Raw genomic sequence first — 12,435 nt, 5'->3', positions numbered from 1 at the left:
CGCCCTCTCTTCGATCAATATTTATCCTGCATCGAGCTTTAGCATCGGAGCCTCAAGGCAACTTGATGTTTGCCCCCACTGCTGAAACTTCGAATGGATTCGAATATGTTCAAACCTACCGTTGGCCCCATTGTCGGCCACACGACAACCGACCACGCCCGGATATTCCTGCGCGGCGATCGCGACAACAACCGGGTATTCGCCGGTATTCGCCACCGGCGCCAAGGCGATACACGCTGGTCGAAAGGGCATTTTGTCCAATTGAAGGCCTACCGCGACATGTCCGATGTCATCGTGTTGAAAGGCCTTCAACCCGATACCGCCTACGAGTACCAGGCCGGCTGGTTCAGCCCCCTGAGCCCGACCCATACCGTGGAAACCGTCCAGGAACTGCCACTGCAATGGCCCAGGACCACCTACTGCTTACGCACGCCGGCCAGCAAAACCGATGCGCCACGCGCTTATATCGTGGGCTCTTGTCGCTACTTGCGAATCGCCGCCGGCATCCCATTGCTACCTGGGCTTGGCGACCGCACCTTTGCCGGCATCAACCGCCTCGTGGCGCAGGCCAACCCACCGATCAGCGCGGTATTGATGACCGGCGACCAGGTTTATCTGGATGACCTGAATGTCATCGGACCGGACCGAACCTATCAGAACATCCTTTTCAGATACCGATCGGTATTTACCCAGCCGCATATCCGGAAACTGATGTCTGGCACCCCTACCTACATGATCCTTGACGACCATGAAATCGAAGACAACTGGCCCGCCAGGAAAACCGTCAACGACGACATCCTCTACGCAAATGCCATGGGCGCTTATAGGCTTTATCAGGCCAGCCACGGGCCAGCCCATGAACTGTCGAGCGACGGAACATTACACAAGTCGTTAACCCGTTACTGGTACACCTTCTCCCACGGCGATATCCAATGGTTCGTCACCGACAGCCGGACGCAACGCAACCTGTCGGCGAATGACCGGCGCATCCTCGACGAAGAACAGGAACAGTCCCTGCTCCAATGGCTCATCGACAGCCCCGCCAGGGTCAAACTCGTCGTGACCAGCGTCATGTTCTTCCCTGACAGCAAGCACGATGACGGCGACGCCTGGCAGGCCTTCCCGGAACAACGCCTGCGCCTGCTGGAAACCATACGCCGCCATCGGATCAAAAACGTGATTTTCGTCTCGGGCGATGTCCACGGCTCCATGACCAGCCGCCTGCGTCACAGCGAGGATCCTGATTTCGAGGTCAACACCGTCGTTTCCTCACCGTTCTACAACAGTAAATTGCTGCCTTTTGCAAAAGCCTCGGATTTTATTTTCCACAGGCCCATGGCCCGTACCCAAAGCGGCCAGTACCGCTATGAACTGACCAGCAAAGTGGTGAGCCAGGACAACTTCGCCCGCCTGCATGTCACGGCCCAGAGCCTTCAAGTCACCTTCCACGACCGGGACGGCAACCCCTTGCAGACGGTCGACATCCCACTGCAATGATCTTCCATGCCCTCTGATCGGTCGGCGACTGGAGAAATCCTCTCGTCGGCCGATAAAAGGTTTATAGCACTTGGCCTTCATCTCTCTTGTCAGCCAGTGCCGCAATGATGCAACCTTGCGCCAATCCGTAATAACGAGGGCGTCAGCCCGGCGCGATCAGCATTTTCGAAGCGAGTTTCCCCATGAAAAGCCAACCCGATGCCGCCAGCCGTATGGCGGCCGAGGTAGTGACGCAGTTACCGGTGCCCTCGCGGCTCGGTATGCTGCGTTTCGAACGGCTGAATGAAGCAAGCTGGGCGCTGTTGTTCCTCGATCCCAACTGCGAGCGATACTTCGGCCTGCCCGCCGTAGAGCTGTGCTCGCTGGTCAGTGCGCCTTACGCCAGCTTGATGGAACCCGAAGCACGCTATCAACTGCACGACACCATCCAGCAACAATTGGCCCAGGCCGCGCATTACCAGATTCGCTACACGCTCCACACCGCCAAGGGCCCGATGAACGTGCTGGAGACGGGTGAGGCCTATAAGCAACACAATCGTCATCTGCTGCGCGGTTACCTGCTGGCAGTGGACAATTTGCTGCAAGGCGAACCCTCCGTGCCGGCACTGGACCTGGAAACCCAGAACTCACGCCTGCAGATCGCCCTGGAACTGAACCAGCGCGCCCAGCAAGAACAACTCCAGCACCTGGACCGGGTACGCGCCCAACAGGACTTGATCCTGCTGCTGACCCGTCAACGCTACAGCGCCAACAACTCCCTGCTCGAAGCCGCCGAACTCATCACCCGCAGCGCCTGTGACATCTACCAGATCGACTGCGCCAGCCTCTGGAATCTGGACGATGGCAAACTGGTACCGATTTCCGCCTACAACCGCGCGTCCCAGGCGTACTTCCTGCCCGCGGTGATCGACGCCAACGACTTTCCCGACTACATGGAGGCGCTGCAGACCTGCCGCGCCATTGACGCCCACAATGCAATGCGCGACCCACGCACCCGAGAAATGGCCGAGAACCTGCGCGCCCGCGACGTCAATGCCATTCTCGACGCCAGCGTGCGTATCGACGGCCAGGTGGTGGGCGTGCTGTGCCTGGAGCAAGTAGGCGTCACCCGCGCCTGGCAGTCGGATGAAATCGCCTTTGCCGGCGAGCTCGCGGACCAGTTCGCCCAAGTCATCAACAACCATAACCGACGCACCGCCACCAGCGCCCTGCACTTGTTCCAGCGCGCCGTGGAACAGAGCGCCAACGCGTTCCTGCTGGTCAATTGCGACGGTGTGGTGGAGTACGTCAACCCGAGCTTCACCGCGATCACCCAGTACACTACCGAGGAAGTCCACGGCCAACGCCTCTCGGAACTGCCGGCCCTGGAGAACCTCAGCGAACTGCTGTTCGACGCCCCCTCGGCGCTGGCCCAGAGCAACAGTTGGCAGGGTGAGTTCAAGAGTCGACGCAAGAACCTGGAGCCCTACTGGGGCCAGCTGTCGATTTCCAAGGTCTACGGCGATAACCGCGAGCTGACCCACTACATCGGCATCTACGAAGACATCACCCAGACCAAGCTGGCCCAGCAGCGCATCGAGCGCCTGGCGTACACCGACAACCTGACCAACCTGGGCAACCGTCCGGCGTTCATTCGCAACCTCGATGAACGCTTCGCCCGGGACAGTGATTCGCCCATCAGCCTGCTGCTGGTGGACATCGACAACTTCAAGCGCATCAACGACAGCCTCGGCCACCAAACCGGTGACAAACTGCTGATCAGCCTGGCCCGGCGCCTGCGCAACAGCTTGAGCCCCAGCGGCAGCCTGGCGCGATTTGCCAGTAACGAATTCGCGGTCCTGCTGGACGACACGAGCCTGGAAGCCGGGCAACAGATCGCCAGTCAGTTGCTGATGACCCTCGACAAGCCGATGTTCGTCGATAACCAGTTGATCAGCGTGACCGGCTCCGTGGGCCTGGCCTGCGCGCCGCTGCACGGCCGCGATCCGCAGACCCTGATGCGCAACGCCGGCCTCGCCTTGCACAAGGCCAAGGCCAACGGCAAACACCAGGTCCAAGTGTTCACCGAAGCACTGAATGCCGAGGCCAGCTACAAGCTGTTCGTGGAAAACAACCTGCGTCGCGCCTTGACCCAGAATGAACTGGACGTGTTCTACCAACCCAAGCTGTGCCTGCGCAGCGGCCGTCTGCTGGGCATGGAAGCGTTGCTGCGCTGGAACCATCCGGAAAAGGGCATGATCCGCCCGGACCAGTTCATCAGCGTGGCCGAAGAAACCGGCCTGATCATTCCCATCGGCAAATGGATCGCCCGCCAGGCCTGCCGCATGAGCAAGCAATTGACCGCCGCCGGCCTGGGCAACCTGCAGGTGGCGATCAACCTGTCGCCCAAGCAGTTCTCCGACCCGGACCTGGTCGCCTCTATCGCCAGCATCCTCAAGGAAGAACAACTGCCGGCCCGGTTGCTGGAGCTGGAACTGACCGAAGGCCTGTTGCTGGAAGCCACCGAAGACACCCACTTGCAGCTCGACCAGCTCAAGCGCCTGGGGCTGACCCTGGCCATGGACGACTTCGGCACCGGTTACTCGTCCCTCAGTTACCTGAAGAAATTCCCGATCGACATTATCAAGATCGATCGCAGCTTCATCCACGAAATCCCGGACAACCAGGACGACATGGAAATCACCTCGGCGGTGATCGCCATGGCCCACAACCTGAAACTCAAGGTCGTGGCCGAAGGCATCGAGACCGCCCAACAACTGGCGTTTCTACGGCGCCACCGCTGCGACGTCGGCCAGGGCTACCTGTTCGACCGGCCAATCCCGGGCGCGGAGCTGATCGAAAAGCTCAAGCGCTACCCGCGTGGGCCTCTGGTCTGACAGCTGCGTATAGCTTGCGGCGGCTTTTCTGAGGCACACTGACGGTCTATTTCGCTCAACTCAATCTGACTGAAAGGACTGATAAATGGTCTTGCGCTCGGAAATCCTGGTGAACAAAAACGTGCTCCCTACTCAAGAACAAGCCCTGCCTGGCCGTGAAACCCCGATGACCGTGCCGGAAAAACACTTCGTCCTCGACGCACCGCTGCTGGGGCCGTTTGCCATGGACGTGGATTTCGCGATCTTCGGCCTCGGCTGTTTCTGGGGCGCGGAACGCAAGTTCTGGCAGCGCGAAGGCGTGGTCAGTACCGCGGTGGGTTACGCCGGTGGTTTCACACCGAACCCGACGTACGAAGAAGTCTGCTCGGGCCTTACCGGCCACAGCGAAGTGGTGCTGGTGGTCTACGAGCCGGCGAAAGTCAGCTACGAACAGCTTCTGAAGATGTTCTGGGAACTGCACAACCCGACCCAGGGCATGCGCCAGGGGAACGACATCGGCACCCAGTACCGCTCGGTGATCTATGCCACCACCCCAGCCCAACTGGCGGCGGCCAAACACAGCGAGCAAGTCTTCCAGGCCGAGTTGACCAAGGCCGGCAAAGGCACCATCACCACCGAAATCGAAGAAGCGCCAACGTTCTACTTCGCCGAGGCCTATCACCAGCAGTACCTGGCGAAGAACCCTGAAGGCTATTGCGGGATTGGCGGGACCGGCGTGACCTGCCCGATCTGACTGTCCGGCCCTGAACAGCTTCGCGAGCAAGCCAGCTCCCACAGGTCTGGCGGCGTACACAACTCTTGCGTACGCCTAAGATCCCATGTGGAAACGAGCTTGCTCGCGATAGCGCCCTTCCAGGCGCCAGCAAAACTCAGCTTTCAGCAATCAACCAATCCATCTGCCACCCGCCCTGGGTCTGCCCCAGCTTTTTCGACAGCCACGGCAGCAGTTCACGCAACTCTTGCTCCAGCCCCCACGGCGGGTTGGCAATCGCCAGGCCGGAGCCGTTCAGGCTGTTGGGCGTGGCCAATGGATGCACCAGCAGTTCCACCCGCAACAGCTTCGGCGCGCCCGTGCCGGCCAGGTCCTGGTAGAAGCGGCGCAACATCCGCTGGTCCTTGACCGGGTACCAGATCGCCGCCACCGTCTGGCGCATCCGGCCAATGGCTTCCTTGAGGGAGGCGGCGCAGCGCTGCATCTCGTCCAGCTGTTCGAAGGGCGGATCGATCAGCATCAAGGCACGCTTCTCTGCCACCGGCAGCAGCGCCCGCGGCACATGCCAGCCCTCACCCAGATGGACCGCCACGCGACGGTCGCCTTTCATGTTGTCCTTGAGCAACACGCCGTCTTCAGGGTGTTTCTCGTTGAGCAGCACACGGTCCTGCGAACGGGTCAGGCGCCGCGCCAACTCCGGCGAGCCCGGGTAGTAGCGCAACTGCCCGTCCGGGTTCATCTCGTGCAGCACCTTCATGTAGTCGGCGGTCAGCGGCGGCAGATCGCTCTCGCCCCACAACCGCGCAATGCCTTCCAGATACTCACCGGTACGGTTGGCCTGGTCACCCTGCAAGTCGTACAACCCGATGCCCGCGTGGGTATCGAGGTAGGCGAAGGGCTGCTCCTTGCGCGACATCAAGGCGATGAGGCGGGTCAAGGTCAGGTGTTTGAATACATCGGCGTGATTGCCGGCGTGGAAGGCGTGGCGATAATTCATGGCGGCTCCTGCGAAGGGCGACGAGTTTACCTTGAAGTGCGTCGAACGTCAGGGGTTCGCAGCCCAGCGGACAGGCCATCATCAGCCCAGCTCTCGCAGCAAATAGGCCTGCAATGGCGCCATTTTCGCCTCAGCCACCGCCGATCGCTCAAGAAAGTGGGCAATCTTGCAGCGCAGGACGCTGCCGTCGACCCGCTCGAACACATGGGGATGCTCTTCACCCAGCCAAGTGAGCACGTTGTCCAGCAGACAGTCCGTCGGCCCCTCGGTCGTTGCGGCCAACAGGGTGATGGGCACTTGCCACCAGGGAAAAGCCTGGGCCGGCCGCTGGGCATTTCCCACGACCTCAAGGGATCGGCCATTGATCAGACAACGTTTGATAACCGGCAAGAGTTGCCCGGCCTCCACCTCCGTCGATTGCAGGATCGGCCGCATGAAGCGCCCATCCCAAAAACGCAGGAAGACCGGCTTGCCACCGGGCAACAGTACCTGTGTGAGCCCTCGCAAGTGTTCGACAAGGATTTCTTGACTCACGCACGAAACCGCCAGCCAACCCCAATCGAGGGAATCGGTGGCGGCTATCCAATCAAGAAACCCACTGTCTGCGCTGACCAGCCCTACATAGGGCATGACCGCTTCCCACCCGGCGTACGGCGTGTCGGCCCAGATCGGGCTGGCGACCGAGTTCATCGAGCGCCTCCAGGCCGACAACGCCCCGGCGCTACTGGCATTGCTGAAAATGGCGAATAGTTGCTCGGAGGCCTGCAAGGGGTGCTCCTCAAGCCAGGCGCGAGGAGATTGATCGCTGTTCATGGACGCCTCCGGACATCGACAGGTTTGTGAAAGACCGGCGGCGCCGCACAGGCGCCATTTCTGCAACGCTCGCACTCCTCACAGAACGGCGCCGAACCTTGGAAACTGAGAATCTGCGCAAGGGAAAGCGCAGGTGCCGCCGCAGCGACCCGCTTCTCGGCGCCGCCTGGAGAGCCGAATGCCGCGCTCATGACCGCCATCGGCGCGCCACCGACCTCGATGGGTACGCTGCTGGAAATCCCGCCGGCACCGATGTTGATCCAATGACCGCCAGCCTGAAGGGTCACGCTCGCGCCCCCATCCAAGACTACCTGCTGGCCGGCGCTGACATGAAACTGCTGGCTGGCATTCAGGACCTGGCTGGTGACACGAATATGCCGCTCGCCGCTCACCAGCAGATGATCGTCATGCCGCACTTCTGCCCGGCGTTGACCGTGGGTGAGGCGCTGCTCATCGGCCTTGAGCTCGTGCCGTGCCGTACCGGCGACAACGATGCTGCGCTCGTGATCGACCTGCACCCGCTGGTCATGCAGCACATGCTGGGTCCAGTTGCGCTGGGCCCGCAGGTAGATCTCCTCGGCGCCCTTGCGATCCTCGATGCGCAATTCGTTGTAGCCTCCCCCGCCGGGGCTGCTCTGGCTGCGCAACACGCTTCGGGTCTTGTCCGCAGGCAAGTCCAGTGGCACCGGGTTGGCGCCGTTGGGCAGACAACCGACGACCAACGGCTTGTCCACGTCGCCATCGATGAACCCCACCAGGACTTCCATCCCGACTCGGGGAATCATCACTGCGCCATAGCGATCGTGAGCCCAACCGGAGGCCACGCGCAGCCAGCAGCTGGAATGCTCGTCGCGTTGACCGTCGCGATCCCAGACCAGTTGCACCTTGACCCGTCCGAACTCATCGCAATAGATCTCGCTGTCCACCGGTCCGGTCACCACCGCCAACTGATAGCCCTGGGCACGGGGCTTTTCGTGATGCAAGGGTGGCCGAAAGAACACGTCCCATGGCGTGGCAAGAAAGGTATTTTTGTAGCCCTGGAATTCATCCGGGCCGGCGGCGGTTTCTTCCAGCACCTGCGGTTGGCGGCCATGATGGTCGATCTGCGTCAGGAGCCAGAGATCATTCCACGGCTCTCGGGGATGTTCCTTGATACGCATGAAATGTCCGCTGACCAGGGCGTTTTCATTGCTGCCGCCTTCTGCCACGCAGTGGTCGGCGCCGTGGCGCTCGAGGGCGCATCGGGTCAGATGCTTGCCGTCGTCACGGGCGCAGAAACCACCGGGATAGTGATAGTCCTCGAGCACAGGACGCTGTCGATTGTCGAGTTGGGTTTGCAGTAACGAACCGGGCCTGCGGAAGTCGTAATCGCGCAACGTCACGGCAGTGGTACGGGTCTGGAGCCGCACCGCCAGGCGCTTGATGGCCGGCTCGTTGGCAGCCATGCCGCTGTCCGGCAGGTATAGCGTCGACTCAGGCAGGCGGGGAAACACCGTCTGGTCGTCACCAAACACCAGCAGATGACCGCAAGGGCGGTGCCTGAAGTGATAATGGATACCGACTTCGGCGCAGATCCGCTCGATGAAGGCCAGGTCGCTTTCGCCATACTGCACACAATACTCGCGTTCGGGATATTGGCCGCCAAGCGTGAACTGGCAGGCATCCGCCAGGATCCCGTGCTCCTTCAACACCCGGGCGACGATATCGGGTACGTTCAGGCGCTGGAAAATCCGCTGGTTGATGCGATGGCGCAAGTAGGCCAGGCGGGGCACCAGGCTGATCTGGTAACGGGTCAGGCGTTTGCCCGAATCCCCCTGGGCCACGCTATAGACCTGACCGTGTACGCCACTGTCCCGATCATCGAACCCCAGAAATGCCTGGCGATGCAGGAGCTCTTCCAGCGCCAGGTCAGACCGCTCGCTGACCAGTTCCAGATCAAAGCGATAGGGTTGGCTGATGGCCTCCTGCCCCTTGAACTCAAGCACTTTGAGTTCACTCGGCCCGCTGTCGAGCGTTAGCGTGAAACGTGATGGATTGGCAGGCGCGAACATCCGATGTCCTTTGCTGAGTGGAGGCCAGCGATTCTGCATCAGCCATCGGAAAGTTGATCAGCGCTCAGGAAAAACAGATTTTCCTTACATACACAAAGCTAAAAGCTGCAAAACGTGTGGCGCTTTCCGACAGACAATCCTTGCATCACGCCCTTCAGAAACCGTCGCACGAATGAATCAGCAACTTCTTACAACGCAACAGGACTCTGACTGCAAGTTCGCGTGATAACGTTTTTTACCCGATTACAAAAAAGCAAAGGACGCAACCCATGACCATTCGCTACGCAAAGATTGCAATGATCCTGGCGCTCGCCGCATTCGCCTTCCTGACCGTGTTCAACAACATCACGGACTACAGCTCCAATTTCAATTTCGTCCATCACGTGCTGAGTATGGACACCACCTTCCCCGACAATGCCGCCCGGTATCGTGCGATCGACCAACCCTGGGTGTGGCACGGCGCCTATTGGCTGATCATCCTCGGTGAAGCCATCACGGCAGGGCTGCTGGGCTACGGCGCGCTGCTGCTGTGGCAGGCGCGCAAGGCCGAGGGCGCGGTGTTCGCACGTGCCAAGGGGTGGGCCATCGCCGGCTTGACGGTGGGTTTTTTCGTCTGGTTTTTCGGCTTCATGGTCGTTGGCGGCGAATGGTTTCTGATGTGGCAGTCAGAAATCTGGAATGGCCAGGATGCCGCGTTCAGATTCTACATGGCGATCCTGGGCGTGCTGATCTTCCTCAACCAGGCGGATCCCGACATGGCGTGAGCGCCGTGAGCATCGCGGGCCCACATCACGCCTCCCATAAGTGTCGAAAGTTTCACGTCAACAACATCAAGAACTTCAGGAAACTCACTGATGAAATTTCCCCTGCTCGCCGCTGCGAGCCTGATCACTGCCTTTCATCTTTGCCCCCCCGCGGAGGCCCACTTGATTTGGAATGGAGACGCCGCCAATCCTATCGGTAAAGAAAAAATATTCGCGAATGCCGTGAGTGAATGCCCAGCCCCGTCCAGCATCACCGTGGTAGACGATGATGACCGAGGCAAATCCTGGTTATTCCATAAAGGCGCCGGCGAGCCCCGCTGCGAAGCACGCAATATCAGGACTGGCGCCAATCACACACCCTATCGATTCGAAAAGGAAAGAACCTATTTTATTGGCTGGTCATTCAGGTTGAATGACACCCAGAGCAATCATCATCCATTCCAGTGGAAGTCCTATGAAGCGGGGCATCAACAAAACTATCCGTTCCTGATGAGTGCCAAGGACGGCAACTTGAGGCTTTTCTACTACGGCATGCCAGGCGAGACATCCGGTGTGATCTGGACCCGCCCCATTGAACCGCTGAAGTGGTACTGCCTGGTCTTGGCCATCCATACTTCCAATCAATCAAGCAGCGGTTGGACGGAGTTATGGTTCGAGGGTCAGGCACAGACCTTCAGCAACGGCCAGAAACGCTTTTCCGGAAGAACCTGGGACGGCGCGAACATAGGTGCGAACGAGCCTAAATGGGGCGTTTACAATAAGCATCAGCCAGGCGTCATGGAGGATGTGAAGAACTATATTTCCGGCCTGAAGATCGGCACCACGTACGCCGATGTCGAACAGTCCTGTCATTGAGGGGCTGGATTCGCTCGGTGAGCCACACGTTTTGCCAGTCCCATCCCACCTGACACCCGTAAAAAAGGCCCGCCTCCATTGGAGACGGGCCGTTTTCATGCAAGTCGTCCTGCGAGCCATCAAGGCCTCGCCGAAGGCCTTACTGGTTCAGGCGAAAATCTTTTTCCGCCGCGTCGAAGCGCTGCAGCATACCCGCGGTAGGCGTGCCCATCTTGCTGACGAAGTAGATAGCCAGGCTGGCGAAGATGAAGCCCGGGATGATTTCGTACAGGCCCAGCAACGCGAAATGCTTCCAGACGATCACGGTGATCGCACCCACCAGGATGCCGGCGAGCGCGCCATTGCGGGTCATGTTCTTCCAGATTACCGAGATCAGGACAACCGGGCCGAAGGCAGCACCGAAACCAGCCCAGGCGTAGCTCACCAGACCCAGTACGCGGTTTTCCGGGTTAGCGGCCAGGGCAATGGCGACCAGGGCCACCAGCAGCACCATGGCGCGGCCGACCCAGACCAGTTCCAGCTGGGAAGCGCCCTTGCGCAGGAAGGTCTTGTAGAAGTCTTCGGTCAGGGCACTGGAGCACACCAGCAACTGGCAACTCAGGGTGCTCATCACCGCCGCCAGGATGGCCGACAGCAACACACCGGCAACCCATGGGTTGAACAGGATCTTCGCCAGCTCGATGAACACCCGCTCTGGGTTCTCGGTCACGGGGCCGGCCACGTCAGGGTGCGCCGAGAAGTAAGCGATACCGAAGAAGCCCACAGCCACGGTGCCGCCCAGGCACAGGATCATCCAGGTCATGGAAATGCGACGGGCATTGGCGATCGACTTGACCGAATCCGCCGCCATGAAGCGCGCCAGGATGTGCGGCTGGCCGAAGTAGCCCAGGCCCCAGCCCATCAGCGAGATGATGCCGATGAAGGTGGTGTTTTTCAGCATGTCGAACGACGTAGGATCTTTTGCTTCGATGGCCAGGAACGTGGTGTCCACACCACCGGTAGCCAGCAGCACGATGATCGGCGTGAGGATCAGCGCAAAGATCATCAGGGTGGCTTGTACGGTGTCGGTCCAGCTCACGGCCAGGAAACCACCGACGAAGGTGTAGGCAATGGTTGCTGCAGCACCGGCCCACAGCGCCGTCTCGTAAGACATGCCGAAGGTACTTTCGAACAGACGGGCACCGGCCACGATGCCGGAAGCGCAGTAGATGGTGAAGAACACCAGGATCACCACCGCAGAGATGATCCGCAGCACGCCGCTCTTGTCTTCGAAACGGCTGGAGAAGTAGTCCGGCAGCGTCAGTGCGTCACCGTTGTGCTCGGTCTGAACCCGCAGGCGACCGGCCACGAACAACCAGTTCAGGTAGGCACCGGCGATCAGGCCGATGGCGATCCAACTTTCCGACAGGCCGGACATGTAGATTGCACCGGGCAAACCCATCAACAACCAGCCGCTCATGTCGGAAGCACCTGCAGACAGTGCCGTCACCACGCTGCCCAGGCTACGACCGCCCAGGATGTAATCGGAAAGGTTGTTGGTGGAGCGGTAAGCCATCAGACCGATCAGGACCATGGCTGCGATATAGATCACGAAAGTGATCAAGGTGGGATTACTAACACTCATGAGTTACGCCCTGGCTTTGTTTTTATGTAGCGGTGGCAGTTGAAAGCATCGACAACACAGATGTTGTAGCGACGATTTGCAGTCCCGCGAATTTATGACTGATGTTTCCCCAGGAAAGCCATCAGCCGATGCCCCTCGGCTTTGAACCGGTTGCACCTTGGCCGCGAATGCTATTCAACAAATCAAATAAGGTGCAACCAGTTTCGCTCGAATAAGTTGCACCTGATCGGTTTTATCGCAAGATTC

General features: G+C 59.9%; 9 protein-coding genes. 5 read left to right on the top strand and 4 right to left on the bottom strand.

Going from position 1 to position 12,435, the window contains the following annotated elements:
• Positions 1 to 105: 105 nt before the first annotated feature.
• The 3 genes from BM300_RS14470 to msrA all read left to right on the top strand — a co-directional run bounded on the left by BM300_RS14470 (position 106) and on the right by msrA (position 5,106).
• Positions 106 to 1,497 carry an alkaline phosphatase D family protein gene (locus BM300_RS14470; RefSeq protein ID WP_092345497.1) on the top strand — a complete coding sequence of 464 codons (1,392 nt, stop codon included), beginning with the start codon at positions 106 to 108 and terminating at the stop codon, positions 1,495 to 1,497.
• A 182-nt stretch (positions 1,498 to 1,679) separates the two neighbouring features.
• On the top strand, positions 1,680 to 4,373 hold the full coding sequence (locus BM300_RS14465) for a putative bifunctional diguanylate cyclase/phosphodiesterase (protein ID WP_092146702.1): 2,694 nt from the start codon (positions 1,680 to 1,682) through the stop codon (positions 4,371 to 4,373).
• An 85-nt stretch (positions 4,374 to 4,458) separates the two neighbouring features.
• Positions 4,459 to 5,106 (top strand): peptide-methionine (S)-S-oxide reductase MsrA, encoded by a 648-nt coding sequence (msrA, locus tag BM300_RS14460; protein ID WP_072340029.1) that lies wholly within the window; start codon positions 4,459 to 4,461, stop codon positions 5,104 to 5,106.
• A 136-nt stretch (positions 5,107 to 5,242) separates the two neighbouring features.
• Here msrA and BM300_RS14455 read toward each other — a convergent pair whose 3' ends face one another.
• The 3 genes from BM300_RS14455 to BM300_RS14445 all read right to left on the bottom strand — a co-directional run bounded on the left by BM300_RS14455 (position 5,243) and on the right by BM300_RS14445 (position 8,946).
• Positions 5,243 to 6,082 carry a 23S rRNA (adenine(2030)-N(6))-methyltransferase RlmJ gene (locus BM300_RS14455; protein ID WP_072340026.1) on the bottom strand — a complete coding sequence of 280 codons (840 nt, stop codon included), beginning with the start codon at positions 6,080 to 6,082 and terminating at the stop codon, positions 5,243 to 5,245.
• An 81-nt stretch (positions 6,083 to 6,163) separates the two neighbouring features.
• Positions 6,164 to 6,895, bottom strand: a complete 732-nt coding sequence (locus tag BM300_RS14450; protein ID WP_170862057.1) for a DUF4123 domain-containing protein — start codon at positions 6,893 to 6,895, stop codon at positions 6,164 to 6,166.
• Positions 6,892 to 8,946, bottom strand: coding sequence for a type VI secretion system Vgr family protein (locus tag BM300_RS14445; RefSeq protein WP_092345493.1), 2,055 nt, complete (start codon positions 8,944 to 8,946; stop codon positions 6,892 to 6,894). The genes BM300_RS14450 and BM300_RS14445 overlap by 4 nt, the downstream gene beginning before the upstream one ends.
• A gap of 269 nt (positions 8,947 to 9,215) precedes the next feature.
• Here BM300_RS14445 and BM300_RS14440 point away from each other — a divergent pair, with 269 nt between their 5' ends.
• Entirely contained in the window at positions 9,216 to 9,710 is a 495-nt protein-coding gene (locus BM300_RS14440; RefSeq protein WP_063323239.1) for a DUF2165 family protein, read from the top strand.
• Between the two features lie 90 nt (positions 9,711 to 9,800).
• Positions 9,801 to 10,565 carry a heparin lyase I family protein gene (locus BM300_RS14435; protein ID WP_092345491.1) on the top strand — a complete coding sequence of 255 codons (765 nt, stop codon included), beginning with the start codon at positions 9,801 to 9,803 and terminating at the stop codon, positions 10,563 to 10,565.
• Positions 10,566 to 10,704: 139 nt separating this feature from the next.
• Here the strand turns inward: BM300_RS14435 and putP are convergent, their stop codons facing one another.
• Complete coding sequence (putP, locus tag BM300_RS14430) at positions 10,705 to 12,189, bottom strand: sodium/proline symporter PutP (protein ID WP_092146708.1); 1,485 nt, start codon at positions 12,187 to 12,189, stop codon at positions 10,705 to 10,707.
• Between the last annotated feature and the right edge of the window lie 246 nt (positions 12,190 to 12,435).

Source organism: Pseudomonas sp. NFACC46-3 (assembly GCF_900114515.1).
In the GTDB taxonomy this organism is placed as follows: Bacteria; Pseudomonadota; Gammaproteobacteria; order Pseudomonadales; family Pseudomonadaceae; genus Aquipseudomonas; species Aquipseudomonas fluorescens_Q.
This window is presented reverse-complemented; position numbering and strand designations above follow the sequence as displayed.

Bases quoted from the DNA above. Each gene is read 5' to 3' on its own strand.
- BM300_RS14470 (WP_092345497.1), top strand. From the start codon at position 106: ATGTTCAAACCTACCGTTGGCCCCATTGTCGGCCACACGACAACCGAC.
- BM300_RS14465 (WP_092146702.1), top strand. From the start codon at position 1,680: ATGAAAAGCCAACCCGATGCCGCCAGCCGTATGGCGGCCGAGGTAGTG.
- msrA (WP_072340029.1), top strand. From the start codon at position 4,459: ATGGTCTTGCGCTCGGAAATCCTGGTGAACAAAAACGTGCTCCCTACT.
- BM300_RS14455 (WP_072340026.1), bottom strand. From the start codon at position 6,082: ATGAATTATCGCCACGCCTTCCACGCCGGCAATCACGCCGATGTATTC.
- BM300_RS14450 (WP_170862057.1), bottom strand. From the start codon at position 6,895: ATGAACAGCGATCAATCTCCTCGCGCCTGGCTTGAGGAGCACCCCTTG.
- BM300_RS14445 (WP_092345493.1), bottom strand. From the start codon at position 8,946: ATGTTCGCGCCTGCCAATCCATCACGTTTCACGCTAACGCTCGACAGC.
- BM300_RS14440 (WP_063323239.1), top strand. From the start codon at position 9,216: ATGACCATTCGCTACGCAAAGATTGCAATGATCCTGGCGCTCGCCGCA.
- BM300_RS14435 (WP_092345491.1), top strand. From the start codon at position 9,801: ATGAAATTTCCCCTGCTCGCCGCTGCGAGCCTGATCACTGCCTTTCAT.
- putP (WP_092146708.1), bottom strand. From the start codon at position 12,189: ATGAGTGTTAGTAATCCCACCTTGATCACTTTCGTGATCTATATCGCA.